The organism is Pseudomonas sp. LD120 (assembly GCF_009861525.1).
Lineage (GTDB): Bacteria > Pseudomonadota > Gammaproteobacteria > Pseudomonadales > Pseudomonadaceae > Aquipseudomonas.
In genome coordinates, this window is sequence record NZ_WVHL01000005.1 from 1,544,412 (window position 1) to 1,567,770 (window position 23,359).

At 61.7% G+C, this 23,359-nt stretch carries 27 protein-coding genes; 25 read left to right on the forward strand and 2 right to left on the reverse strand.

Features of this window, described 5'->3' with window-relative positions:
- Positions 1 to 7 precede the first annotated feature (7 nt).
- The 24 genes from PLD_RS21345 (at position 8) to recX (ending at position 20,969) form a co-directional block, all read left to right on the forward strand.
- On the forward strand, positions 8 to 2,509 hold the full coding sequence (locus PLD_RS21345) for a phage tail tape measure protein (RefSeq protein ID WP_159896209.1): 2,502 nt from the start codon (positions 8 to 10) through the stop codon (positions 2,507 to 2,509).
- 9 nt (positions 2,510 to 2,518) lie between these two features.
- Entirely contained in the window at positions 2,519 to 3,364 is an 846-nt protein-coding gene (locus PLD_RS21350) for a phage tail protein (protein WP_159896211.1), read from the forward strand.
- Positions 3,339 to 3,545, forward strand: a complete 207-nt coding sequence (locus tag PLD_RS21355) for a tail protein X (protein ID WP_159896213.1) — start codon at positions 3,339 to 3,341, stop codon at positions 3,543 to 3,545. The genes PLD_RS21350 and PLD_RS21355 overlap by 26 nt, the downstream gene beginning before the upstream one ends.
- A gap of 61 nt (positions 3,546 to 3,606) precedes the next feature.
- On the forward strand, positions 3,607 to 4,650 hold the full coding sequence (locus PLD_RS21360; protein ID WP_159896215.1) for a phage late control D family protein: 1,044 nt from the start codon (positions 3,607 to 3,609) through the stop codon (positions 4,648 to 4,650).
- Between the two features lie 104 nt (positions 4,651 to 4,754).
- A complete protein-coding gene (locus PLD_RS21365; RefSeq protein ID WP_159896217.1) occupies positions 4,755 to 5,906 on the forward strand; it encodes a glycosyl hydrolase family 18 protein in 1,152 nt (383 codons plus the stop codon).
- A gap of 157 nt (positions 5,907 to 6,063) precedes the next feature.
- A complete protein-coding gene (locus PLD_RS21370) occupies positions 6,064 to 6,639 on the forward strand; it encodes a hypothetical protein (protein ID WP_159896219.1) in 576 nt (191 codons plus the stop codon).
- On the forward strand, positions 6,636 to 6,818 hold the full coding sequence (locus PLD_RS21375) for a DUF2635 domain-containing protein (protein ID WP_047302105.1): 183 nt from the start codon (positions 6,636 to 6,638) through the stop codon (positions 6,816 to 6,818). The genes PLD_RS21370 and PLD_RS21375 overlap by 4 nt, the downstream gene beginning before the upstream one ends.
- Positions 6,818 to 8,314, forward strand: coding sequence for a phage tail sheath subtilisin-like domain-containing protein (locus PLD_RS21380; protein ID WP_159896221.1), 1,497 nt, complete (start codon positions 6,818 to 6,820; stop codon positions 8,312 to 8,314). The genes PLD_RS21375 and PLD_RS21380 overlap by 1 nt, the downstream gene beginning before the upstream one ends.
- A 66-nt stretch (positions 8,315 to 8,380) precedes the next feature.
- Positions 8,381 to 8,728, forward strand: a complete 348-nt coding sequence (locus PLD_RS21385) for a phage tail tube protein (RefSeq protein WP_159896223.1) — start codon at positions 8,381 to 8,383, stop codon at positions 8,726 to 8,728.
- Positions 8,725 to 9,021, forward strand: coding sequence for a phage tail assembly protein (locus PLD_RS21390; protein ID WP_159896225.1), 297 nt, complete (start codon positions 8,725 to 8,727; stop codon positions 9,019 to 9,021). Before PLD_RS21385 ends, PLD_RS21390 begins: the two co-directional genes overlap by 4 nt.
- A gap of 130 nt (positions 9,022 to 9,151) precedes the next feature.
- The gene (locus PLD_RS21395) at positions 9,152 to 10,873 is read left to right on the forward strand and encodes a phage tail protein (protein ID WP_159896227.1); all 1,722 of its coding nucleotides are present in this window, start codon (positions 9,152 to 9,154) and stop codon (positions 10,871 to 10,873) included.
- Complete coding sequence (locus tag PLD_RS21400; RefSeq protein WP_159896229.1) at positions 10,863 to 12,107, forward strand: DNA circularization protein; 1,245 nt, start codon at positions 10,863 to 10,865, stop codon at positions 12,105 to 12,107. The genes PLD_RS21395 and PLD_RS21400 overlap by 11 nt, the downstream gene beginning before the upstream one ends.
- Before the next feature lie 3 nt (positions 12,108 to 12,110).
- Positions 12,111 to 13,151 carry a phage baseplate assembly protein gene (locus PLD_RS21405; RefSeq protein ID WP_159896231.1) on the forward strand — a complete coding sequence of 347 codons (1,041 nt, stop codon included), beginning with the start codon at positions 12,111 to 12,113 and terminating at the stop codon, positions 13,149 to 13,151.
- Between the two features lie 107 nt (positions 13,152 to 13,258).
- The gene (locus tag PLD_RS21410; RefSeq protein WP_159896233.1) at positions 13,259 to 13,765 is read left to right on the forward strand and encodes a phage baseplate assembly protein V; all 507 of its coding nucleotides are present in this window, start codon (positions 13,259 to 13,261) and stop codon (positions 13,763 to 13,765) included.
- Between the two features lie 2 nt (positions 13,766 to 13,767).
- The gene (locus PLD_RS21415) at positions 13,768 to 14,166 is read left to right on the forward strand and encodes a phage GP46 family protein (protein ID WP_159896235.1); all 399 of its coding nucleotides are present in this window, start codon (positions 13,768 to 13,770) and stop codon (positions 14,164 to 14,166) included.
- Positions 14,156 to 15,196, forward strand: a complete 1,041-nt coding sequence (locus tag PLD_RS21420) for a baseplate J/gp47 family protein (protein WP_159896237.1) — start codon at positions 14,156 to 14,158, stop codon at positions 15,194 to 15,196. Before PLD_RS21415 ends, PLD_RS21420 begins: the two co-directional genes overlap by 11 nt.
- Positions 15,184 to 15,792, forward strand: a complete 609-nt coding sequence (locus PLD_RS21425) for a YmfQ family protein (protein WP_159896239.1) — start codon at positions 15,184 to 15,186, stop codon at positions 15,790 to 15,792. The genes PLD_RS21420 and PLD_RS21425 overlap by 13 nt, the downstream gene beginning before the upstream one ends.
- Positions 15,793 to 16,671, forward strand: coding sequence for a hypothetical protein (locus PLD_RS30770; protein WP_256674710.1), 879 nt, complete (start codon positions 15,793 to 15,795; stop codon positions 16,669 to 16,671).
- Positions 16,672 to 16,684: 13 nt separating this feature from the next.
- Positions 16,685 to 17,107, forward strand: a complete 423-nt coding sequence (locus PLD_RS21435) for a tail fiber assembly protein (protein WP_159896241.1) — start codon at positions 16,685 to 16,687, stop codon at positions 17,105 to 17,107.
- A gap of 51 nt (positions 17,108 to 17,158) precedes the next feature.
- Positions 17,159 to 17,722: a glycoside hydrolase family 19 protein gene (locus PLD_RS21440; RefSeq protein WP_159896243.1), complete on the forward strand. Its 564-nt coding sequence runs from the start codon at positions 17,159 to 17,161 to the stop codon at positions 17,720 to 17,722.
- A 187-nt stretch (positions 17,723 to 17,909) separates the two neighbouring features.
- Positions 17,910 to 18,434, forward strand: coding sequence for a hypothetical protein (locus PLD_RS21445; RefSeq protein ID WP_159896245.1), 525 nt, complete (start codon positions 17,910 to 17,912; stop codon positions 18,432 to 18,434).
- Between the two features lie 422 nt (positions 18,435 to 18,856).
- Positions 18,857 to 19,357: a CinA family protein gene (locus PLD_RS21450; RefSeq protein WP_159896247.1), complete on the forward strand. Its 501-nt coding sequence runs from the start codon at positions 18,857 to 18,859 to the stop codon at positions 19,355 to 19,357.
- An 83-nt stretch (positions 19,358 to 19,440) separates the two neighbouring features.
- Positions 19,441 to 20,493 carry a recombinase RecA gene (gene recA / locus PLD_RS21455; protein WP_159896249.1) on the forward strand — a complete coding sequence of 351 codons (1,053 nt, stop codon included), beginning with the start codon at positions 19,441 to 19,443 and terminating at the stop codon, positions 20,491 to 20,493.
- Between the two features lie 8 nt (positions 20,494 to 20,501).
- Positions 20,502 to 20,969: a recombination regulator RecX gene (recX, locus tag PLD_RS21460; RefSeq protein WP_159896251.1), complete on the forward strand. Its 468-nt coding sequence runs from the start codon at positions 20,502 to 20,504 to the stop codon at positions 20,967 to 20,969.
- Between the two features lie 33 nt (positions 20,970 to 21,002).
- Here recX and PLD_RS21465 read toward each other — a convergent pair whose 3' ends face one another.
- Positions 21,003 to 22,121, reverse strand: a complete 1,119-nt coding sequence (locus PLD_RS21465) for a TIGR00730 family Rossman fold protein (protein WP_159896253.1) — start codon at positions 22,119 to 22,121, stop codon at positions 21,003 to 21,005.
- Positions 22,122 to 22,574: 453 nt separating this feature from the next.
- Between PLD_RS21465 and PLD_RS21470 the strand changes: the two genes are divergently transcribed.
- Complete coding sequence (locus PLD_RS21470) at positions 22,575 to 22,769, forward strand: hypothetical protein (protein ID WP_159896255.1); 195 nt, start codon at positions 22,575 to 22,577, stop codon at positions 22,767 to 22,769.
- Here PLD_RS21470 and PLD_RS21475 read toward each other — a convergent pair whose 3' ends face one another.
- Positions 22,770 to 23,195: a PA3611 family quorum-sensing-regulated virulence factor gene (locus tag PLD_RS21475; protein WP_159896257.1), complete on the reverse strand. Its 426-nt coding sequence runs from the start codon at positions 23,193 to 23,195 to the stop codon at positions 22,770 to 22,772.
- Positions 23,196 to 23,359 lie beyond the last annotated feature (164 nt).

The following is a 23,359-nucleotide window of genomic DNA, read 5'->3' on the forward strand; positions in this document are numbered from 1 at the left end:
GTAGCAGATGGCGAGCAAACCAGCAGTGAATCGGGTGTTTGGAGGTGTCGTCATTCCGATGATGGGCGCTGTCTTGTACACCGTCGAACGCCAGATCGGCAAATGGCGTGATCAGAGTAAAAGCGCCGTGGTGTGGAAAAACATCATTGGCAAGACCTCACTGCTGCGTGAGCAGTGGAGCGACATGCACCGTAGCAGCGAGGCCGGCGCCAGGTTGTTGCTGACCCGGCTGGAGGGCAATCTGGCGAGCCTCAAGGCTCAAGAGGTACAGGTTAACCAACTGCGTTTGGGGTATCAGGCGCTGGCCGCCGTGGCCAAAGGTGTCGACCTGAGCGGCAAGGGGCCGGCGTCGAGTGAGCGCGGACGGGCCAATCTGGATGTGCAGATTGGTCAAGCGCTGGAAGGGATCAAGCCCGTGGTCATTCCTGTGCAGATCAGCGCCGATTATCAGAAGATCATCCGCGACATCGCGATCAAGTCCGATATAGCCAACACGCCGCAGGAAAAGCAGATAAGCAGCACTGTCATCCAGGTCTCGCGAGACACAGGAATGGAGCGCAACCAGGTGGCTCAACTGGTGGGCCAACTGCTTGGTGGTGGTGTGAAGTTGGATCAGGCCTTGGCATACGCGCCGCTTGCAGCCAAGTTTGCTGTCGGGCAGGGCGCGGGCGCTGAGGAGACCGCCAAGACCATCGTCGCCTTGCAGAACAAGGCGGGCATCACCGAGTTCTCGGTGATGCGGCAGGCGCTGGAAAGGATCGCCCAACAAAGCCATGCCGGCAACTTTGACGCCGCCGACATGACCCGGTGGTTTCCGACCTTGCTCAACGCCCTGAATAACGCCGGTATTACCGGGCTCGAGTCGGTCAACCAGTTGGGGGCGATGCTGCAGGTTCAAACCCACGGTACGGGTAATGCCGATCAGGCGGCGAATACGCTTCAAAGCTGGATTAGCAACATGCGCTCACCGGCGATGGCGAATGCTTACAGAGACGTCGGGATTGATTATCAAAAATCCTTGAATACCGGTTTGTTCAAGGGGATGTCGACGCTGGAGGCGAGCTTTGCCTTGGCCCAGCGTTACATCGAAGCCATTAACCCGACGCGGGCTGGGGACATTGCCGAGGCAACGGCCAAGATCAACAACGAGGTGGACCCGCTCAAGGCTCAAGCCATGCTTGATGCTCTGGAGCAGTCCCTGCATACCGGCAACCTGTTTGTCGACATGAACACCAAGGCTGCACTGGCGGGGTATTTACAGAACAGCGCGTTGTATCGGCAGTTGACGTCTCAGAAACCCGCCGCCGGCATTCTCGACAAGAACCTGGCCGAACGGCGCGAGACGTCCTCGCAATTATGGAGCGAGGCCGCTGGTGCGATTGACGACAGCATGCGCTCGGTGGGCGATGCGATCCATCCGACGACTGACCTTGCCGCTCGGGGCATCATCGGCTTGACGCAAGGCTTGACCCAGTTGAGCGATGCAGTGCCGTCTGTTGTGCAGAGGCTGGTGGCGCTGGGGCTGGGGTTGTGGGCGCTGAAGCGTATGAACTCTGTGCTCAGCGCGGGCAAACCTGTGCTCGGTAACGGTAAGGGGGCGGTGACGGCGAGCCAGGGAGGGGTACAGCGGGTTTTTGTCACCAACCCTCGGGCGCTGTGCTGTGATACCGATGGTTTGAGCCGCAAGGGCCGACGGGGCGGTAAAAAGGCCAGGGGCGGCAAGCGATCAGACGGCAGACCTTCGACTCGCCGTGCCCCGGCCCCTACGGGCCCCGCGTCGGGTGCCGGCGCGGCGGTGCCCAACAGGTCAGGGAGAGCCGTCATGGGCCGCTTGATTAAAGGCGGTGGTGTTTTTTCCGTGGTAGAGGCGGGGGCGAAGGCTCTGGACACCTACCAGAACGCGACGACCCGCGATGAAAAAGCCGAAGGGTATGGGGAGGCGGTCGGTGTTCTGGCGGGTGCTGCGGCGGCTGCGGCTGCCGGTGCGGCCATTGGCTCCGTGGTGCCGGGGATAGGGACTATCGCCGGCGGCCTGATTGGCTTCACCTTGAGCAGCCTGGGCGCCTGGGGCGGCTCGGCCGCCGGTGGGGCCTTGGGCAAAAAACTGTTCGGCTCCGACGAGTCGCTCAAGAGCATGCCCGCGGCCGGGCCGCTGATGATGCGCAACGCCGGGCAAAACATCCCGCCGGTCATGGGCGAGATCGCCAGATCCTTCCAACCGAGCCAGCCCTCCCCGCTGATGGGGCAAGCGGCGCGTTCGCTGGCCAGTCCAGCGCCGTCGGCGTCGAGCCTTGCGCTGAGCAATCCTCCGGAGCCGTTCAAATCGGCGACGCCCCCGGCGATCGAGCAACAATTGAGCTTCGCGCCCAACCTGTCGATCTCGGTGCAGGGCGATGTCAGAGATCCCGCGCAACTGGCCCGGGAGCTGGAGCCCTACCTGCGCTTTCAGTTCGACGAATACAGCCGTCAGGCGGCCAGTCGTCAGTTGTTCGACGCGGCACACGTTTAAGGAGGCGCCATGGCCTACATGGAACAGCTGCAATCGGGGCTCGCGTCCCTGGTGACGGCAGCGGAGGCGGGGCGGCGCAGCGCCGATGAAATGCTGGGGCCGATGAACGGCGCCATCAGCGACATCACCGGCGCCGCCTCGGAGTTGGAAAATCTGCCCTGGGTCGGCCCGGTGCTGGGCGCCAAGCTGCAACGCACGATGCGCAGCATCGGCGCGGCGCAGTCGGCGGTGGGTGAAGTCGCGGCCAAGTACAGTCAGGCCGTGACCGTGGCAGGGCAGATGCAGCAGCGTCTTGGCGCCTTGCAGGAGCAGGTGGCCAAGGCCGGCGCGGCGATCAATCGCATCGGCGGGCAGATCAGCCCGGCCTTGGGCAATATCTTTCCTTCCGGCGCGCTGGCGCCCCAGGACACCCCGGCGGCGGAGGCGGTGAAACCTTTCCCGCACCTGCTGATCCTGCAGCCCCTGGCGGCCGCGGCCGAGCCGTTCTACTTCAACCTCGACACCGCGGCCTTCGATGAGCTGCGCCGGCAAACCGGCTTTCGCTGGGCGGCCCAGGAGCGCCTGAGCCGCAGCATCGCGCAGCAGGCGGTGGGGCAGGGTGGCGACAAGATCTCCCTCAAGGGCGCGATCTTTCCCGGGTTCAAGGGCGGGTTGGGGCAGTTGCAGGCGCTGCGCAGCATTGGCCGGCGCCTGCAGCCCCTGAGCCTGACCACGGGCTACGGCGAAGTGCTGGGCACCTGGTGCCTCACCAGCATCGACGAGGAACAGAGCCACCTGCTGGCGGGCGGCATTCCCCGCAAACAAGGGTTTTCACTGGAGTTTTTGAGCTATGGCAACGACCTGCAGAACCTCTGATGGTGATCGGCTCGACACCCTGTGTCATCGCTACTACGGGCACCTCAATGGCAGTGTCGAGGCGGTGCTGGACGCCAACCAGGGCCTGGCCGACGAACCGCAACCCTTGCGCGCGGGGCTACTGATCCTGCTACCGGACCTGCCGATTCGGACCGAGGCGAAGGTTCAGTTATGGGACTGAGCTTGCATCCACTCAACAGACCCCGCTGCGTGCGGGGTCTTCATTTTCTGGAGCACAGGCCATGACCCCGGTCTTTCGTATCCTGGCCGACGGTCGCGATATCACGGCGCAGATCAACGATCGGCTGCTGAAGCTGCGCACCTCGGACAAACCCGGGATGGAATCGGACGACTTCGAGTTGCATATCGATGACCGTGATGGCGCGGTGGCCTTGCCCAGGCGCGGTGCCCAGATTGAAATCTTCCTCGGCTATGCCGGCCAGGCGCTGAGTCGTCTGGGGCGTTACACCGTCGATGAAGTGGTGGTCAATGGACCGCCGGACGCCATCGAGATCCGCGGCAAGGCCAGCGACATGCGCGGCAGCGGCAAGAGCATCCGCAGCGGCAGTTGGGAGAACGTGGCGCTGGCGCAGATTGTTCGTGACCTGGCGGCCCGCAACGGCTGGCAGCCGGTTTGTCCGGTGGCGACCAAGGTGCCGCGGATCGACCAGCTCAACGAGTCCGACTTCAACTTCATCACCCGCCTGGCCCGGCAGTACGACTGCACCGCCAAGGTGGCCGAAGGCACGTTGCTGGTCCTGCCTCGCCAGGCTGGGCTGAGTGCCAGTGGCAAGGCCCTGGGCATCGTTACCGTCACGCGTGGCGACGTCAGTCGTTATCTGTTCCGCCTGAGTGATACCAGCACCCACAAGGCGGTGCAGACCAAACATCAGGACAAAAAGACCGGCACGCTCAGGATCATCGACTTGGGCAACAGCGCCGCGCCGGACAGCGTGCCGGCGGTGCACACCGATCGTCACCTGTACCCGAACCAGTCCGCCGCCGAGCAAGCGGCCAAGGCTCGCTTGGCGGCGTTCAACCGCGGCAGCGCGGGGGTGCGCCTGGAAATGCCAGGACGCACCGATCTGTTTGCCGAGCGGCTGATCAATGCCCAGGGTTTCAAGGCCGGCCTGGATGGCGAGTACCTGGTGGACTCGGTGGAGCAGTTGTTCAACCCGTCCGGGTGGGTCACCACGGTGGAGTGCAACGGCGGCAAACAAGGCAAGGCCAAAGCCAAGGCTCAGAAAAAAAACGCCAAGCAGCCACTCAGGGTGGTGCAGCTTTAACCCTTCAACGGCACCGCGAATCTCCGCGCGGCCGACTCATTCGGATCGCTCCGATCCAGCGTTCTATTCCTTCCCACGCATGCAAAAAATTCGCAGGAGTTTTCATGAACCCAGGCATCAGCAACCCGGCCTCGAAGCGAGGCATCCGCTTTTTGTTGCAAACATTGATCGCTAGCTGCAGCTTGCTGTTGGCCGCCGCAGCCCATGCCGGGCCCTTTGTGCTGGCCTATACCGACGGCCAGGTCGAAGCGTCCTACAGCAACCTGCAAGCGTTCCACGGCAACCTGTCCGCGGTGGGCTTGGGCAGCGTTTACGGGCTGACCGTCACTGGCCAGTTGCACCAGGAGGGCATGACCCCAACCAGCGAAAACATCATTCGCTTCGCCCAGTCCAAGTCCCTGCCGCTGTACCCCACCGTCTCCGACTACAACGAGGGCATTGCTGATTTCGACCCGGCGATTTCCCACTCCATCGTCAACGACCAGGCCTTGAGTGCCAGCAGCATCAAGCAACTGCTGAGGCTGGTCAAAGAGGGTGGTTTTGCCGGGATCAACCTGGATTTCGAACAGGTCGAACCGAGGAATGCCAAGGCTTTTTCCGCCTATGTCAAAGCCCTGGGCGACGCCCTGCATGCCAGCGGCAAGAAACTGATCATCAGCGTCCCGCCCAAGTCCAGCGACCGCGAGCCCGAGTACTTGCAAGGCTACGACTACAAGGCCCTGGGCGCGGCGGTGGATTACTTCCAGGCCATGACCTACGACCAGGTCGGCCCCGGCTGGAGCAGCGGCGGTTTCCACGACGAAGTCTGGCCCGGCCCCGGGTCCGGTGCCGACTGGCAGCAGGCGCTGCTCAGCTACGCCGTGTCGCAAGTTGCGCCGAGCAAGGTCCTGGCCGGGCTGCCGGCCTACGGTCAGGACTACAGCATTGGCAATCGAGTGCACTGGTCGGCTTATCAGGAAGTCATTGCCGAGCACCGCGCCGTCACCCACCGGGACGCCGCCTCGGCCACTCCTTACGCCTCCTGGGGGCCGGTCCGGACCTTTGCCGACGGCGTGGAGTGGACCCCGGAGCGCGCACAACCGGTGCTCTGGTACGACGACGCCGCGAGCATCAAGACCAAGACCGCACTGGTCGCCAAGCTGGGCCTGGGTGGCACCAGCGTCTGGGCCATGGGCTATGAAAATGCCGAGTTCTGGACCGCGCTGCAGGCCGGGCTCAAGGCCGGTGCTGAGCTATTGCCGGCGGGGCGGGAGTGACGGGGCGGATCGGCTGCGTTCGGCCACAGATCCCGCCGTCAACCTGGGGCAGCGATTGCCGGCGGTTTCTGCAAAACCCGTCGCGACGGGTTTTTTCATGCCCCCAATCGACCGGCCTCGCCGCTGCCTTGATGAATCCCGTTCCTGGAGTCTTGCGATGAAACTCATGGCTGTTCTCGATCAGCTACAAGCACAGTGCCCGAGCCTTGCCGGGCACATTGTTGTTGGCAGCGATGCCGCAACCGCCGCTGGTGCATCAACCCCGGTGGCCTATCTGGCGCCAGTCAATGATCTGGCCAGTGCCAGCGCCGGACAAAACATCATTCGCCAGACCATCCGCGATCGATTTGAAGTGGTTCTGGCACTTGGCGCCACCGACCCTACAAAAGCGCTGAATCCGCTGCACGACCTGCGCGCCGAAGTCTGGCGCGCCCTAGTCGGCTTCAAGCCCGGCGCCGAGTACAACCCGATCCAATACGACGGCGGTGAACGGGTGTCGTTCGACGCCACCCGTCTGCTCTACCGCCTGCGCTTCTTCGCCGAGTTCCAGCTGGGCCGCAACTTGCCCAGCCAGCCGGCGGAAACCTGGCATGAACGTGAACTCGACGGTTTGCCGTCCTTGACCGGGGTCACGGTGCGGGTCGATGCCATCGATCCGGCGGACCCCAATTTGAAGAAACCAGGCCCCGATGGGCGCCTGGAGCTGACTTTTTCAGGAGAGCTGAAGCAATGAGCAAACGCATCACTGTGCTGCCGGTCGCCGGCCGCGCCGTACCGGACCCGGAAGCAGGCGATCTGCTGCCGGCCTCTGGCCGTGAAGTGCCGGACAACGCCTGGTGGCGCCGGCGTCTGGCCGATGGCGATATCACTAGCAAGGCCGTGAAAGCGGCGAAATCTCAAGGAGCCAAATAATGGCGATCGGTTTCAGCAATATCCCGGCGGACATCCGTGTTCCGCTGTTCTACGCCGAGATGGACAACTCGGTGGCCAATAGCGCGTCTTCGGCCATGCGCCGTCTGATCGTCGCCCAAGTCAATGACAACCAGACCGGCGATGACCTCGGCAAGCTGGTGCTGGTGTCCAGCGTGGCCCTGGCCAAGAGCATCGGCGGGCAAGGTTCGATGCTCGCCTCGATGTATGAAACCTGGCGCAAGACCGACCCGGTGGGCGAGATCTGGTGCCTGCCGCTGCACAGCACTGAAGGCAGCGTGGCCAAGGCCGAGTTGAAGCTCACCGGTAGCGCCAGCGCCGCCGGCCTGCTCAATCTGTACGTTGGCGGGGTGCGGGTGCAGGCCTCCATCGTCAGTGGCGCCAGCGCCGCTCAGGCGGCCAGCGCCCTGGCGCTGAAGGTCAACGCGGCGGTGGACCTGCCGGTAACTGCGGCAGCGGTCGACGGCACGCTGACCCTGAGTGCCAAGTGGACCGGCGACAGCGGCAACGACATCAGCCTGCAACTCAATCGCCTGGGCAAGAGCAATGGCGAAGAAACCCCGGCCGGCCTGACCCCGGTGCTGGGCAAGATGGCCGGCGGCACCGGCGTGCCGGATCAGGTCGCGGCCCTGGCGGCCCTGGGCGACGAGCCGTTCGAGTTCATCTGCATGCCCTGGACCGACACCGCCAGCCTCAATGCCTGGCAAGCGGTGATGGACGACAACACCGGCCGCTGGTCCTGGGCCAAGCAGCTGTTCGGCCATGTCTACAGTGCCAAGCGCGGCACTGTTGGCACCCTGGTGGCGGCCGGTCAGGCGCGCAACGATCAGCACATCACCATCCAGGCCCTGGAAACCGGCGTTCCCCAACCGGTGTGGGTACAGGCCGCAGCCCTAGCGGCGCGGACCTCGGTGTTCATCTCCGCCGACGCCAGCCGTCCGACGCAGAGCGGCAGCCTGCCGGGGGTCGATCCGGCCCCGGCCAGCGAACGCTTTACCCTCACCGAGCGCCAGTCGCTGCTCAGTTACGGCATCGCCACCGCCTACTACGAAGGCGGCTATATGCGCATTCAGCGGGCGATCACCACCTACCAGAAGAACGCCTACGGCCAGGCCGACAACTCCTACCTGGACAGCGAAACCATGCACCAGTCGGCGTTCATCGTGCGTCGCCTGCAAAGCGTGATCACCAGTAAGTACGGGCGCCACAAGCTGGCCTCTGACGGCACCCGCTTCGGCGCCGGCCAGCCGATCGTCACCCCGAGCACCATTCGCGGTGAGCTGATCGCCCAGTACGCCAAGCTGGAGCTGGAAGGCCATGTGGAGAACGCCGAGCTGTTCGCCGAGCACCTGATCGTCGAGCGCGACGTGCAGGACCCGAGCCGGGTCAACGTGCTGTTCCCGCCGGACTACATCAACGGCCTGCGGGTGTTTGCGCTGCTCAACCAATTCCGTCTGCAGTACGACGCCGCGGCCTGAGCCGGACCTGCATCACTGCGCTTTTTCAGCCCGCCTTGAGCGGGCTTATTTTTTGGGAGAAACATCATGGGTCAACTGATTGCGGGCACCTGCTACGTCAAAGTGGACGGCGCTCAACTGACCATCAGCGGCGGCTGCGAAGCACCGCTGATGGCCGTCAAGCGGGAAACCGTGGTTCCGGGTTTCTACAAGGAAACCGACCTCACCCCGTCGTTCAAAGTCACCGCGCTGCACACCCCGGACTTTCCGCTCAAGCAGATGATTGCCGGTTCCGACATGACCGTCACCTGCGAGTTCGCCAACGGCAAGGTCTACGTGCTGGCTGGCGCCTACCTGGTGGACGAGCCTATTGCCAAGGGCGACGACGCCAGCATCGAGCTGAACTTCGAAGGGCAGAAGGGGACCTGGCAATGAGCAATGCCGTGAAGCTGCAGGTGCCCATCGAGGCCCACGGCGAGCCCCTGAGCGAACTCACCCTGCGCCGCCCGACGGTGCAGGAAGTGCGGGCGATCAAGGCGCTGCCGTACAAGATCGACAAGAGCGAAGAAGTCAGCCTCGACATGGACGTCGCGGCCAAATACATCGCGGTCTGCGCCGGCATTCCACCGTCTTCGGTGAACCAGCTGGACCTGGTGGACCTCAACGCGCTGAGCTGGGCGGTGGCGAGTTTTTTCATGAGTGCGGCATCGCAGCCATCGCCGACCTGATCGCTGTCGCCTATGACCTGGCCTGGTTCTGGAAGGTCGACCCCGAACAGATGATGGCCAGGCCACTGGATGTGCTCCGGGAATCCCTGGAGCACGCGCAACGGATCAATGCGATGCAGCAGGTGCAGTGATGGCAGACACACAAACCGTAGAGAAGAAGTCGGTGCTGTTGACCGGCATCGACGAACTGTCACCCAAACTCGTCGCCCTTCAAGGCAAGGTCGACTCTTTCAAGAAAAACCTTGAGCAGACCGGGCTGGGCAAGCTGGACATCAGTGGTCTGTTCAAGGGCGGCAGCTTGATCACCCCGTTTCTCGACGGGATCAAGGCCTGCGACGCGTTCAAGGGTAAGCTGGCCGAGGTTGGCGATTCCAGCGCGTCGGCCGATGCAGCCAAAGGCATGAATGTATTCAGTCAGTCCATGGCCAAGGTGTCCTCGGCCATTGATGCTGCGCTGGCGCCGGCGGTGGGGGCACTGGTGGTCGGTCTGGAGCCCATGCTCAACAGCGTGGGGACGCTGCTCGACGACAACCCCAAGCTGGTTGAGGGGCTGGCGATGGGTGCCATTGCCTTTTCGGCGATGCAAACCGCCGTGACCGGTGCGACCCAGGTGCTCGACCTGATGGGCACCGTGGCCAAGGCCAATCCGGTGATGCTGATTGCCATGGGCATTGCCCTGGCGGCCGGTGTGATCATTGCCAACTGGGGGCCGATCTCGGCCTTTTTTGTCAGTCTCTGGGAGGGCGTAAAGAATCTTGCGGCGCAGGCGTTGGAAGGGCTGAAAACCCTGTTCAGCTGGACGCCCTTGGGCATGCTGATCGGCAACTGGGGGACCATCACGGCGTTCTTTGCCGGGCTTTGGGACAGTATCAAGGCGATGACGGCTTCGGTCGTCGGCTTCCTCAAAGAGGTGTTTTCCTGGTCACCTCTGGGACTGATCATCGATAACTGGGCTGGGTTGACGGGCCTGTTCGCATCCATCTGGGAGTCGCTCAAGGCCTTGACGGTACCGGCGATGGCCTTTCTAAAAGGCCTGTTCGACTGGGTGCCGATGGACATGATCACCAAGAGCTGGGGCGCGGTCACCGGCTTCTTCGCGTCGATCTGGGGAGCGTTGCAAACGGGCGTCCAGGCGATCAAAACGGTGTTCCAGACGCTGTTCGACTTTTCTCCGTCCGTGTTGCTTTACAACAACTGGGGGGCTGTCAGCAGCTTCTTCAGCTCGATCTGGGCGGCGCTGCAACCGGGTATCGATGCGATCAAGAAGGTCCTGCAAACGCTATTCGACTTCTCTCCGCTGGTGATTCTTTACAACAACTGGGGCGCGGTTACGGGCTTTTTCAGTTCGATCTGGGCCGAGTTGCAACCGGGTATCGACTCGATCAGGAAGGCCATTGAAGCCCTGTTCGACTGGTCGCCGATGGAGCTGATCATGACCAATTGGGCCCCCATCGCCGATTGGTTTTCCGGGCTGTGGAGCAAGCTTCAAGAGTTGATGGTGCCGATCAAGGAGCTGTTCGAGGGCGGTTTCGGAGGGCTGATTGCCACGGTCACCGGCAAGGTCGAAGGCTTTACCGAGGCGCAAAGGCAAATCAACGCCGAGGGTAAAGGCGGACTGGCATCACCCTTTGCCGCAACCCAGGGCAGTTCGCTGACCCAGAACTCCAGTGCCCTGATCCAGCAGAACGCTGCCAACAATCGCACGCAACTCGAAGGCGGGTTGACCGTGCGTTTCGAAAACGCCCCGGCAGGCCTGCGTGCGGAACAGGCCAAGACCAATCAACCAGGCCTGAACGTGGCTTCGACCCTGGGCTATCGCTCACTTTCCCTAGGAGGTTCCAATGGCGGATAACTGGCGTGATCGTTTGTTGCCCGCATCCTTTCGCGGCGTGCCGTTCTGGGTCGATCAGGCGAAAACCCCGGTGGGCCAGAAAGGTCAGTTGCACGAGTACCCGCAGCGCGACCAGCCGTTTTTCGAGGGCCTTGGCCAGCAGGCGAAAATCCACGATCTGACGGCCTTTATCGTCGGCGCCGATTGCCTGGAGCAGCGCGACAAGCTGCTCAAGGCCCTGGAGGAGGGCAGCGGCGAGCTGGTGCACCCCTGGCTTGGGCGGATGCAGGTCAAGGTCGGCGAATGCGAGATGACCCAGAGCCGCCAGGACGGCGGTCTGGTGACTTTCAGCCTGAAGTTCTATCCGGACCAGCCGTTGCGCTTTCCCTCGGCGGTGGTCAATACCCAGCAGCAGGTGCTGGTGGCCAGCGATACCTTGCTGGGGGCGGCGGTGCTGCGGTTCGAATTTGCCACCAACCTGATCAAGCAGGCACGGATCGGCGTGGCGTCTTTGCGCCAGGGGCTGGCGGACGTGTATCAGGTCATCGAGCACGAGTTCAAGCCGTTGATCGAGTTCTATGGCGATCTCAACACCCTGGTCAAAGCGGTCAAGGAAATACCCAAGGAGCTGAGCACGGAGTTCAAGGGGTTGCTGGACGATGTACGCGGGCTCAAGGACTTTGCCCGTACCGGCTATCGGCAGATGCTCGCCGATATTTCCCAGCAGGTGGAGGCGGCCCGGCGCATCGATGCGCCGAAGCTGACCACCGGCAAGGACACCACGGCGGCGGCCGAGGCGGTGGCCAACCTGGTGCAGGATGCGCTGCTGGTGCAGATCGCCCGGCTGGTGTCGGCGTTACCGGTGGCCACGCCCGTGGTGAAGCTCAAGAACACGCCGCCCCTGGCGCAGCAGGCCAGCCGGCCGGTGCAGCGCCTGGAAGTGCCGGTGGCCGACGATGTGCTGGCGCTGCGCGATCAGTTCAATGAGCTGATCTGGCAAGCCGCGCTCAAGGCCGATGCGGTGCATTACCAGGCGCTCAACACCCTGCGTCAGCAGGTGCAGGGGCACCTCAATGCGGTGGCGTCCTCTGGGGTGCGGCTGGTCAGCCTCAGCCCCAAGAGCAGCCTGCCGGCGCTGGTGCTGGCCTATCAGCGGTTTGCCGATGCGACGCGGGTCGGCGAAGTGGTGCAGCGCAACCGGGTGGCTCATCCGGGCTTCCTGCCGCCGGCTGATCTGCAAATCGCTCGGGAGTGACTCATGGACGAATTGGCAAATATCGTCACCCTAACGGTGGACGGACTGGATTACAGCGGCTGGAAAAGCGTCGAGATCAGTGCCGACCTGGAGCGTCAGTTCCGTACCTTCAGCCTCAACATCACCTGGCAATGGCCGGGGCAGGATGCGCAGGTGCGCATCCGCCCGGGCGCTCGCTGCCAGGTGCGCATCGGTTGCGACCTGGTGCTCACCGGGCATGTCTACAAGGCGCCGATCAGTTATGACGGCCAGCAGATCAGCCTGAGCGTCCAGGGCAGTTCCTTGACCCAGGATCTGGTGGATTGCGCGGCCATCAACCGGCCGAGTCAGTGGCGCCAGCAGGACGTGCTGAGCATCGTCCGCGCCCTGGCCGGCTCCTATGGGGTCGGGGTGCGCAGCGAGATCGCTCCAACCAGCAAGCTGCACACCCACAGCATCGTGCCGGGGGAGACGGTGTTCGCCTCCATCGACCGTTTGCTGACCCTGTACCGAGTATTTTCCACCGACGACGCTGACGGTTACCTCCTGCTGGCGGCGCCGGGCAGTGGTGGGCGCGCCAGCGATGCCCTGGAGCTGGGCAAGAACATTCTCTCGGCCAACGCCGCCATGGATTTTTCCGCGGTGTTTTCCGAGTACCGGGTGATCGGCCAGCACAAGGGTAGCGACCAGAGCAGCGGTGCAGCAGTCAGCGAAGTATCCGGCCAGTCCAGCGATGCCAGTGCTTCACGCAAACGGGTGACGGTGATCAGCGAGGCGGCGCAACTGAGTGCGGAACTGGCTCAGCAGCGCGCTGACTGGGAGCGCGGCACCCGCACCGGCAAGGCCCTGACCACCACCTATCAGGTACAGGGCTGGCGCCAGAGTAATGGCGACTTGTGGCGACACAACACCCTGGTGCGTGTGATCGATCCGGTGCTGGATTTTGACCAGGACATGCTGATCTCCAAGGTCACCTGGTCGCTGTCCGAGCAGGGCTCGATCACCACCTTGCAGGTGGCGCCGCCGCAGACCTTCGACGCCAATCCGGCCCCCGCGAAAGCCTGATCCCCGCGTCTATCCGCAGCAGCCGGCTTGCCGGCGAAAGCGTCCTCACAGGCAACGCCGAACACCTGTTTGCCGGCATGCCGGCGCCTATCCCCAAGGAACTCAGCATGAGCCTACTGACACGCCTGTTGGCGCGGGGCACCGTGGTGCTCGCCAACTCGGCCAACAAACTGCAATCGCTGCAAATGCGCCTCACCGCCGGCGAGGTCAACGACGACATGGAGCATTTCGAGCCTTACGGGTTCACCAGCAATCCCCTGGCCGGCGCCGAGGGCATCGCCACCTTTCTGGGGGGCGACCGTTCCCACGCGGTGGTGCTGGTGGTGGCCGACCGGCGCTATCGCCTCAAGGCCCTGGCCGCCGGCGAAGTGGCGATCTACACCGACGAGGGCGACAAGATCCACTTCAAGCGCGGGCGGGTCATCGACATCGACACCGCGACCCTGAATATCCGCGCCAGCAGCGGCGTCAACATCGACAGCCCGACCCTGAGCATGAGCGGCAAGATCGTCTCCCAGGGCGATCAGGTCGCCGCCGGCATCAGCCAGATCAACCACGTCCACAGCGGCGTGCAACCCGGCCCGGGGCAGACCGGCGCGCCGGTGGGAGGTTAAGCATGTTTGCCACCTATGACCTGAAGAACGCCCTGACCCGGGCCGTGGAAATCAGCCTGTTCACCTGGCGCCGGGCTGCTGATGACGACGCCCTAGACGATGACCAGCGCTACGGCTGGTGGGGCGACAGCTTTCCCACGGTGGCCGACGACCGCATCGGCTCGCGGCTGTGGCTGCTGCGCCGGGTCAAGCTCAGCCGGCAGACCCAGCTCGACGCCGAGTTCTATGCCCGCGAGGCCTTGCAGTGGCTGATCGACGATGGCCACTGCAACGCCGTGGAGATCATCACCGAGCGCCTCGACGCCCAGCGTCTGAACCTGCGCACGGTGCTGATCCTGGCCGATGGCGAACGCCTGGACCTCAACCCCACTCACAGTTGGCAGGTGACCTATGCCGTTTGAAACCCCTTCGCTGCCGGTGCTGATTCAGCGCACCCAAAGCGACCTGGCCAGCGACTCGCTGCGCCAGTCCGATGCCCAAGTGCTGGCCCGCACCCTCAGCGGTGCCGCCTTTGGCCTGTACGGCTACCTGGATTGGATCGCCGAGCAGATCCTCCCGGACAAGGCCGATGAGTCGACCCTGGAACGTATCGCCGCGCTGCGTCTGAACCAGCCGCGCAAGGCAGCCCAGGCGGCCCACGGCAGCGTCAGCTTCAACGCCGCGGCTGGTGCCGTGCTGGATGTCGACACCCTGCTGCAGAGCAGCGACGGTCGCAGCTACAAGGTGACTGCCGCCCGCACCACCATTGCGGGGCTCAACAGCACCACGATCCAGGCGGTCGATGGCGGGACCCTGGGGAATGCCGATGCGGGCCTGGAATTGACTGCGGTGCAGCCGGTGCAAGGCATCGGCAACGCGTTCACCGTCCTGGCCCCGGGCCTGACCGGTGGCGTGGCCCGGGAAAGCCTCGAATCCCTGCGCTCCCGGGTGATCCGTTCCTACCGGATCATTCCCCACGGCGGCTCGGCGGACGACTACGAAACCTGGGCGATGGAATGCCCGGGGATCACCCGCGCCTGGTCCCGGCGCAATTACCTGGGGCCGGGCACTGTGGGCCTGTTCGTCATGCGCGATGACGATGCCGATCCGATGCCAACGGTTGAACAGCTGGCCCAGGTTAAGCAGTACATCGAACCGCGGCGACCAGTAACCGCTGAGGTGTATGTCTTGGCCCCCACGCGCAAATCGGTGGTGTACAGCATCCGGCTGAACCCGGATACCTCTGCGGTTCGGGCGGCCGTTGAGGCGCAGTTGCGTGACCTGCATGCGCGTGAGGCAGCGCTGGGTGAGGCTCTTTTGCTGACTCACATCGCCGAGGCCATCAGCGGGGCAGCTGGTGAATGGGACCACCAACTGGTGGCGCCGGTTACTGATGTAGCAGCAAAACCCAACGAGCTTCTGATCTATGGGGGCTGCATATGGCTGGCTTAAGAACAGCGGATCAGTATCAGAACCAGTTGAGGGCGCTGCTTCCTGCGGGGCCGGCTTGGGAGCCTGAGCGCGTCCCTGAGTTGGCCTTGGTGCTGACAGGCTTGTCGCAGGAGCTGGCGCGCATCGAAGCCCGGGCCTTCGCCTTGCTGAATGAGATGGATGCCGGCGGCGTGAATGAGCTGGTGCCTGACTGGGAGCGCGTCATGGGGCTGCCAGATCCCTGCATCGGGCTTGAACCGGTATTTGAGGACCGCCGTCTGGCAGTGCGCCAACGGCTGACGGCAGTCGGCGGGCAATCCTGTGGCTACTTCATCGAGATCGCGGTGCGCCTCGGTTATCCCGAAGCCACCATCACGGAGCGCCGGGCTCCGCGGTTTGGCCGCTCCCGCTTTGGCGCAGCCCACTTCGGCACCTGGGCTGCACAGTTCATGTGGACGCTCAACACGGGCCCGCGGCGCCGTCTGGGGCGGCGCTTTGGGGCCAGCTATTGGGGTGAGCGCTTCGGGGTCAACCCGAGCGGCGCCCTGGAGTGCGTCATTCGCCGCAGCGCCCCGGCGCATGCGCTGGAATTTATTAATTATGGGGGATGTGTGTAAATGGATTATCCGAAGAGTGTGCCCAACGTGGGGTTGGTCAACGGCAAGTTTGTTGACGAGAACACTACAACTGGGCAAGTTGGCTCGTTGATTCCGGCGAGCTGGGGAAATGCGGTTACTTCTGAAATTCTTAACGTTCTAAAGGCGGCATCAATAGCGCCTGATGAACTAAGTAATGATCAGCTATACAAAGCAATTTCTAAAATTGTTGCTGAGAGCGGAGTTACAAAAGAAGACTTTAGCAAAAAAGCAGATAAGTCCACTACGCTTGCCGGGTACAGCATCACGGACGGGGCAACAAAGACAGATGTCGCAAACTTACTCCCGAGGGCAGGGGGCATACTATCGGGGCGGCTCGCTCTCAATAACGGGACTGATGACTCGCCTGAAATTTCTTGGAAGACCCCCAGCTGTACTGCCAACCTTGATCTTGTCGGTAGCGTTCTTCGCATCTTTGCGGAGCGTGGGGGGGAGACTGTCTTTCCACTTCAGCTAGATGCCGCCGCGAAGATCCCATATTTTTTCGGGAACGTCGCATGGCATGCCGGTAACTTTAATCCTGCGGCCTATTTGCAAAGCGCGCAACTTCCTAGAAATGTTCTCACACCTTCATGGTGGCGGTGTGGTGATACGGGGCTGACTATTCAATGGGGGGCAACAGGGAGTTTGGGCGCTGACGCTCGATTCACGAGTTTCACAATGGCGTTCCCAAATGTTTGCGTGGCTGTATTACCGATCGTTGAATCACCGGCTCCCGGCTTGAATGAAATAGGTCTGACTGTAACCTATAAAGTTAAGGAGGGCTTCTCGGCGGTTTGTAAGGTTTACAACGGTGGTTCAGCTAACAAACCAGTAACTTATATCGCAATCGGTTGGTAATTTAGGAGGGGATATGAGTATTTTCTTTGCTGCAAGTACGTCAGGGTTCTACTCAGAAGAAATTCATGGTGGAGCCATTCCAGATGACGCTGTTGAGATAACAGCAGAAGAACATGCGGCCTTGTTGTCCGGTCAGGCATCGGGAAAGCTGATTGCTCGCGGGGCGGATGGTCGGCCCGCGCTTGTTGATCCGCTCCCTCCAACAGATGAAGAAATGGCAGCGGTGGCAAAAATGAAGTGCGACCAACTGTTGTCAATTGCAACTCTTCGCATTGCCCCGCTACAAGATGCAATAGACCTCGATGAGGCCACCGCGACTGAGTTGGCGAGCCTCAAAGCGTGGAGGCAGTACCGCGTTGCTGTCAATCGTGTGCCTGAGCAGCAGGGCTACCCAGGGACGATTGACTGGCCACGGCAGCCAGGTGACCCCCAGTAAGCGCCCCGCACTTTCGGGGCGTTTTCTTTTCTGATTAATGAGGTTTTTCTGATGCCGATTACAACGCAGCAGCTGCTGCAGATCCTCCCCAACGCCCGCCGCCAAGCGGGCGTTTTTGTTACTCCACTCAACACCGCCATGGCTCATCGGCAGATCGATACACCGAAGCGCCAGGCAGCCTTTCTCGCCCAGATCGGTCACGAATCCGGGCAACTGCAATACGTGCGCGAGCTGGGCAGTGATCAATACCTGAGCAAGTACGACACCGGCACGCTCGCCGCACGCCTGGGCAACACTCCAGAGGCCGACGGCGACGGCCAGCGGTACCGCGGGCGCGGGCTGATCCAGATCACCGGGCGCAGCAACTATCGCCAGTGCAGCCTCGGGCTGTTTGGCGATGAGCGTTTGTTGGAATTGCCGCAGCTGCTGGAGCAGCCGCAATGGGCCGCCGAGTCGGCGGCCTGGTTCTGGGAGCGCGGCGGGCTCAATGCCCTGGCCGATCGTGATGAGTTCAACAGCATCACTCGCCGTATCAATGGCGGTTTGAACGGTTTGCAGGATCGCCTGCAACTCTGGGCCAGGGCGCGGGCGGTGCTGTGCCTGCCTCAGGTCTAGGTGTGGAGGGCGACTCTTTCTGTAGCCGCTGCCGCAGGCTGTGTACGAGCGCGAAGCGGTCGTGGTGATGGCGGTCGCGCCATGGGGCGTGGGTTGTCGACTCAGTCGCAGCTTCGCCAAGGCTCAGCAGCGGCTACAGGGTTTTTGTAGTCGTTCTATTCATTCCATAAAAGTGAGAGGGGGCGTGATGATTATTCGCAGTTGGCTGGCCGTCGCCGTCGCCGTCGCCGTCGCCGTGGCGCTTGGGGCGCTCTATGCCCTGGGATTTGTCAGCGGTGCCGGCAGCGAACGCAGTAAATACCAGCGCCTGGACGAGGCTCGGCTGCAGCAATCCTTCGAGCAAGGCCGGGCCTTGGGCAGGGTCAAGGAGAAGGTGGTGGTCGAGTACGTCGATCGCATCGTCAAGGTCCGTGAGGCGGGCGTCAGCCTTATCAAGGAGGTTCCTATTTATGTATCTAAAGCGGCGGATGATGCTTGCGTTGTGCCTGGTGGTTTTGTCCGGGTGCACGACGCCGGCGCCGCCAACCTGCCTCTGGCCAGAGGCCCCAGCGTCGCTGATGGCGCCGCCTCGGGCCTTGCACTCTCTACCGTCGCCGCCAGCGTCGTCGACAACTACAACCAATGCCACGCCAACACCGAACAATTGAAGGCGTTGCAGCAGTGGGTGCGGGAGTCTCAGGCGTTGCTGCAGGGGGCTCCGGGGTTGCACTGACGGCCCTCCAGGCGTGTTTGAAAATGGATCACTGTCGCGTTCTGTATGGGCGGGCGGGGGGGGAAGCAAATGGGCTTGCCGATGTTTAAAGAATACAGATGTGCTGAGTGCAAGCGACTTGCCGCCCGTGGCAGGCGCTATCGAGCTCGAATCGTCTTCTGCGGCAAACACGCTGGCAGAGCCTGTGAGCAAGTACAGGTATTTTCGCCCTGCCCTTGGTTCAGGCCGATGGGCTTTGGCAGATGTACGAGCAGCGCAAGCTTTCTTGCTGGCGCAGTTCCTATCAGGCAGCTCGGACTTTCCTGAATGGGCATCGCCTAACATCTTGATCCAGAGCCGTTGGGTTTCCTGACGGCTTGTCACTTGCAAGCCTGCTTTCCTGGTGTACGGTAAGCACACGCCAGCCCCAACAGGAGAGGATTGTGAAAGAAATGACCCAGCTTGCCGCTGAACTTGGCCGGCGTCTGCAGGTGCTGAATGCCCACGTCACCACGGCGGAATCCTGCACCGGTGGAGGGATTGCTGAGGCGATCACCCGGATTCCAGGGAGTTCGGCCTGGTTCGAGGCCGGTTATGTGACGTATTCCAACCGTCAGAAAACCCAGCAACTGGATGTGCCGGACGACTTGTTCAGTTCGGTCGGTGCGGTCAGTCGTGAAGTGGTAGAGGCTATGGTCCGGGGGGCGCAGGCCAAGAGTCGTGCGCATTTTGCGGTGGCGGTCAGCGGCATCGCCGGGCCGGATGGTGGTTCGGCGCAGAAGCCGGTGGGTACGGTGTGGCTGGCCTGGGGCGCGGGAGAAACGCTGACCGCCGAGTGCCGGCACTTCCCCGGTAATCGCGATGAGGTTCGCCGACAAACGGTGAAGGCCGCGCTAGAGGGGTTGCTGCAACACGCCGCAGCAGAAATCGCAAATCAGGGGTAGGCGATCCTTGAGCGCTGTGGAATAATACTGGCTACTTATACAGGTGTTGGCCGTCAGGCCTTATTGATTACGTGAGGACTTTAATGGACGACAACAAGAAGAAAGCCTTGGCTGCGGCCCTGGGTCAGATCGAACGTCAATTCGGCAAGGGTGCCGTCATGCGTATGGGCGATCACGACCGTCAGGCGATCCCGGCCATTTCCACTGGCTCTCTGGGTCTGGACATCGCTCTGGGCATTGGCGGTCTGCCAAAAGGCCGTATCGTTGAAATCTACGGTCCCGAGTCGTCCGGTAAGACCACTCTGACCCTGTCGGTCATTGCCCAGGCGCAGAAAGCCGGTGCCACTTGTGCCTTCGTCGACGCCGAGCACGCGCTGGATCCGGAATACGCCGGCAAGCTGGGTGTCAATGTTGATGATCTGCTGGTTTCGCAGCCAGATACCGGCGAGCAAGCCCTGGAAATCACCGACATGCTGGTGCGTTCCAACGCGGTAGACGTGATCATTGTCGACTCCGTGGCGGCGCTGGTACCCAAGGCTGAAATTGAAGGCGAAATGGGTGACATGCACGTGGGCTTGCAAGCCCGCCTGATGTCCCAGGCGCTGCGTAAAATTACCGGTAACATCAAGAACGCCAACTGCCTGGTGATCTTCATCAACCAGATCCGGATGAAGATCGGCGTGATGTTCGGCAGCCCGGAAACCACCACCGGTGGTAACGCGCTGAAGTTCTACGCTTCGGTTCGTCTGGATATCCGTCGTACCGGTGCGGTGAAGGAAGGTGACGAGGTGGTCGGTAGCGAAACCCGAGTCAAGATCGTCAAGAACAAGGTGGCTCCGCCGTTCCGTCAGGCCGAGTTCCAGATTCTTTACGGCAAGGGTATCTACCTCAACGGCGAAATCATCGATCTGGGCGTGCTCCATGGTTTCCTGGAGAAATCCGGTGCCTGGTACAGCTACCAGGGCAACAAGATCGGTCAGGGCAAGGCCAACTCGGCCAAGTTCCTGCATGACAACCCAGAGATCGGCAATGCGCTGGAGAAGCAGATTCGCGACAAGCTGCTGACTGCTTCGCCAGACGTCAAAGCCAATCCGGTCAAAGAGACCGAAGATGATATGGCCGACGCTGATATCTGATTGATCCAATGACCGCCGTACTCGATACCCTCGTCGCGGTGCGGCGGGCTGCAATGGACCTGCTCGCGCGACGCGAGCACGGTCGAGTCGAGCTGACGCGTAAACTGCGTCAGCGCGGCGCCCCTCCTGAAATGATTGAAGCCGCCCTCGACCGTTTGACGGAAGAAGGCTTGCTGTCCGAATCGCGCTACCTCGAAAGTTTCGTTTCCTATCGTGCTCGTTCAGGCTATGGGCCGATGCGTATTCGCGAGGAGCTCAGCCAGCGCGGCTTGCAACGTAGCGACATTGATCTTGCCTTGCGTGAGTGCGGAATCGATTGGCAGGAGCAATTGCGAGACGTTTGGCTGCGAAAGTTTTCTGGACAGTTTCCCGTGGATGCTCGAGAGCGCGCCAAGCAAGGGCGTTTTCTGAGTTATCGCGGATATGCCATGGACATGATCGGCCGCCTGTTGAGCGGCCGGGACATGGATGACTGAGGCGCTACCCGTCGCATGACGCAGCGGGTGCTGTCAGTTGACTTTGCTTGCTTCTCTGGTGCGTTGGGGGGGCTTGGCTTGAGCTCTGGATCCGTTCTCTGGCAGGTTGATGAAGTCGATCAGTTCGCGCAAACGGCCGTTGTCTCGGGCGTTGAAGGCGAATGACAGTCGTGCCAAATGGCTGAACTGGCTTTCATCGTGTTCCTCTCCACTGTAGGCATCTTGCTGAAATCGGCCGCTAAGGCATAGATCGGCGAATGCGCTCTGCATGTGTTCCAGCGCCTGTTCATTCAGGCAGTGGTTCATTCGGATGACGAACTGTTGCTTCAGCCAGCGGCTGGAGTGGAAGTTCGCATAAAACTGCTGGATCTCTTTCACTGCGTCCTCAACGCTGTGCACCAGACGTACCAATTTCATGTCACTGGGCAGAATGTAGCGATTGGCCTCCAACTGGTTATGGATGAAGTCCAAGGCGCCTTGCCAGAACTGCCCGCCCGGTACGTCCAATAGCACCACTGGTACCAATGGGCTTTTGCCAGTTTGAATCAGGGTCAGTACTTCCAGGGCTTCATCGAGGGTGCCAAAACCACCCGGGCAGAGCACCAGGGCATCGGCTTCCTTGACGAAGAACAGCTTGCGGGTGAAGAAAAAGTGGAACGACAGCAGATTTTCTGTGCCGCCCACTGTTGGGTTGGCATGCTGCTCGAAGGGCAGGGTGATATTGAAGCCTAGGCTGTGTTCTAGACCTGCGCCGTCATGGGCGGCGGCCATGATGCCGCCACCGGCACCGGTGATCACCATCAGATCGGAGCGGGCGAGGGCGGCTCCCAGTTCTTTGGCCATGGCATACAGGGGATGTTCGCTGGGGGTTCGGGCTGAGCCAAAAACCGTCACTTTACGCCGGCCCTTGAATTGCTCCAGTACTCGGAAGGCGTGCTCCAGCTCCCGTAGCGCTTGCAAGCTGATCTTGGCATTCCAGCGGTTGAGGTCGTCTTCGGCCATGCGCAGAACGGTGAGCATCATGTCGCGATAAAGGGGGAGGTTTGGGCTGTTGGGAGCGATCAGTTGGAGTTGTTCCTCAACCTGCTTTGCGAGGTCGGCGCCGTTGTTTTGAAAATGACGGGTTAACAGTTCATTCGATTGGTAAGGCATTCAACTTCTCCTTCTGCACAGAACCTTGTGCACGGCCGAGAGATTCGAGTGTGCCACGACACCGCCGGTGTCGTTACTGGCTCAGCTCAGCGCGTGAGCAACGTGCCTGACTCGATCACCGCCGATATCCACGGTGTGGTGTTCGATCATCCAGAGCGGTTCTGCTTTCCTTTATTGAAGAAAATATTCGCACTGCAAGACAGGATGGACGACCTCCTGAACCGCCCGTGGGCAATCAATGGGAACCTTTGGACATGAGCTGATCATGGGCGCATCAAGTCTTGGCTGGCAACCGCTTGTTGCTGAATGCCCTGGACGCGACACCGCTCGTCAGAACGCCTAGCGTGGGTCTGCCGCTCTGATTTACTCAATTACAGCGTGAGCTCAAGAGTGCATCCGGGATAGGGTGTGCGGGGCTCTTGTCGGCGTGAGCCGAGGGCATGGAGGCGATGGATGACCACTGTCGTGCTGGAAATTGATTTGCAGCTTTATCAGCTCTTGCAGGCCGCTGCCGCAGCCAATCATTTGAGTCTGGAGCAGGAGTGCTTGCGGCGGTTGAAGGGTGAGGCGCGGCAATCGCGTTACCTGCAGGCCCTGGTCGCTGAGTTGCGCGCCGACGATCAGCAGAGGCGCGCAGCCCGATCATGATCACTTTTTCTTTTGCACGCTCTGTGCAGGGCAGTCCGATTCCTTGAACCGTGCCGAGGCGACTGGTCGATTGGTGCGGTTTTCGGTGAATTCGTAGCGCATGACCGCGCCCTTGGCCATCAACTTGCGGTAGTTGGGATTGCGACAAACGCTGGCGCCCAGTTGCAGATAGACTGCTTTGGGATTAGCGCGCATTTGCTCGGCATGGCCAGCCTGAACGCTGAGGTGGTTGATCAGCTCTTTGCCTTCAACGGTATACCCCTGGTCGAGAATGTTCTCGTTGACTTCCCGTGGAGTGCCGACATTGCTCTGCGCTGCGACCTTCTCCAGCATTTTGCTCAGCTCGAACTCTTGCAAAGATGCGGCCTGGGCACCGAGGGGCAGGGCCAGCAGAAGGGCGACGGTAGGGATGGTAAAGCGCAACATGAAACTCTCCTGATGCAATGACTGATGCTTCGACCTGTCGCTCGACTGTGCGTTCAGTGGCGACGAATTATAGGATGAGTGCCAGTAAGGCGGTACAGGTTTGAACAGATAGCTCTGATAAACTTGTCCGACTTTTTACCCTTTCGAGTTTTTTTCGTGTCGAT

What these genes read in the sequence shown, in the direction of transcription:
- PLD_RS21365 (WP_159896217.1), top strand. Translation starts at nt 4,755, where the DNA reads ATGAACCCAGGCATCAGCAACCCGGCCTCGAAGCGAGGCATCCGCTTT.
- PLD_RS21425 (WP_159896239.1), top strand. Translation starts at nt 15,184, where the DNA reads ATGGCTGGCTTAAGAACAGCGGATCAGTATCAGAACCAGTTGAGGGCG.
- PLD_RS21470 (WP_159896255.1), top strand. Translation starts at nt 22,575, where the DNA reads ATGACCACTGTCGTGCTGGAAATTGATTTGCAGCTTTATCAGCTCTTG.
- PLD_RS21400 (WP_159896229.1), top strand. Translation starts at nt 10,863, where the DNA reads ATGGCGGATAACTGGCGTGATCGTTTGTTGCCCGCATCCTTTCGCGGC.
- PLD_RS21355 (WP_159896213.1), top strand. Translation starts at nt 3,339, where the DNA reads ATGGCAACGACCTGCAGAACCTCTGATGGTGATCGGCTCGACACCCTG.
- PLD_RS21405 (WP_159896231.1), top strand. Translation starts at nt 12,111, where the DNA reads ATGGACGAATTGGCAAATATCGTCACCCTAACGGTGGACGGACTGGAT.
- PLD_RS21395 (WP_159896227.1), top strand. Translation starts at nt 9,152, where the DNA reads ATGGCAGACACACAAACCGTAGAGAAGAAGTCGGTGCTGTTGACCGGC.
- PLD_RS21445 (WP_159896245.1), top strand. Translation starts at nt 17,910, where the DNA reads ATGATTATTCGCAGTTGGCTGGCCGTCGCCGTCGCCGTCGCCGTCGCC.
- PLD_RS21410 (WP_159896233.1), top strand. Translation starts at nt 13,259, where the DNA reads ATGAGCCTACTGACACGCCTGTTGGCGCGGGGCACCGTGGTGCTCGCC.
- recA (WP_159896249.1), top strand. Translation starts at nt 19,441, where the DNA reads ATGGACGACAACAAGAAGAAAGCCTTGGCTGCGGCCCTGGGTCAGATC.
- PLD_RS21345 (WP_159896209.1), top strand. Translation starts at nt 8, where the DNA reads ATGGCGAGCAAACCAGCAGTGAATCGGGTGTTTGGAGGTGTCGTCATT.
- PLD_RS21370 (WP_159896219.1), top strand. Translation starts at nt 6,064, where the DNA reads ATGAAACTCATGGCTGTTCTCGATCAGCTACAAGCACAGTGCCCGAGC.
- PLD_RS21350 (WP_159896211.1), top strand. Translation starts at nt 2,519, where the DNA reads ATGGCCTACATGGAACAGCTGCAATCGGGGCTCGCGTCCCTGGTGACG.
- PLD_RS21380 (WP_159896221.1), top strand. Translation starts at nt 6,818, where the DNA reads ATGGCGATCGGTTTCAGCAATATCCCGGCGGACATCCGTGTTCCGCTG.
- PLD_RS21465 (WP_159896253.1), bottom strand. Translation starts at nt 22,121, where the DNA reads ATGCCTTACCAATCGAATGAACTGTTAACCCGTCATTTTCAAAACAAC.
- PLD_RS21360 (WP_159896215.1), top strand. Translation starts at nt 3,607, where the DNA reads ATGACCCCGGTCTTTCGTATCCTGGCCGACGGTCGCGATATCACGGCG.
- PLD_RS21415 (WP_159896235.1), top strand. Translation starts at nt 13,768, where the DNA reads ATGTTTGCCACCTATGACCTGAAGAACGCCCTGACCCGGGCCGTGGAA.
- recX (WP_159896251.1), top strand. Translation starts at nt 20,502, where the DNA reads ATGACCGCCGTACTCGATACCCTCGTCGCGGTGCGGCGGGCTGCAATG.
- PLD_RS21390 (WP_159896225.1), top strand. Translation starts at nt 8,725, where the DNA reads ATGAGCAATGCCGTGAAGCTGCAGGTGCCCATCGAGGCCCACGGCGAG.
- PLD_RS21375 (WP_047302105.1), top strand. Translation starts at nt 6,636, where the DNA reads ATGAGCAAACGCATCACTGTGCTGCCGGTCGCCGGCCGCGCCGTACCG.
- PLD_RS21475 (WP_159896257.1), bottom strand. Translation starts at nt 23,195, where the DNA reads ATGTTGCGCTTTACCATCCCTACCGTCGCCCTTCTGCTGGCCCTGCCC.
- PLD_RS21435 (WP_159896241.1), top strand. Translation starts at nt 16,685, where the DNA reads ATGAGTATTTTCTTTGCTGCAAGTACGTCAGGGTTCTACTCAGAAGAA.
- PLD_RS21440 (WP_159896243.1), top strand. Translation starts at nt 17,159, where the DNA reads ATGCCGATTACAACGCAGCAGCTGCTGCAGATCCTCCCCAACGCCCGC.
- PLD_RS30770 (WP_256674710.1), top strand. Translation starts at nt 15,793, where the DNA reads ATGGATTATCCGAAGAGTGTGCCCAACGTGGGGTTGGTCAACGGCAAG.
- PLD_RS21420 (WP_159896237.1), top strand. Translation starts at nt 14,156, where the DNA reads ATGCCGTTTGAAACCCCTTCGCTGCCGGTGCTGATTCAGCGCACCCAA.
- PLD_RS21385 (WP_159896223.1), top strand. Translation starts at nt 8,381, where the DNA reads ATGGGTCAACTGATTGCGGGCACCTGCTACGTCAAAGTGGACGGCGCT.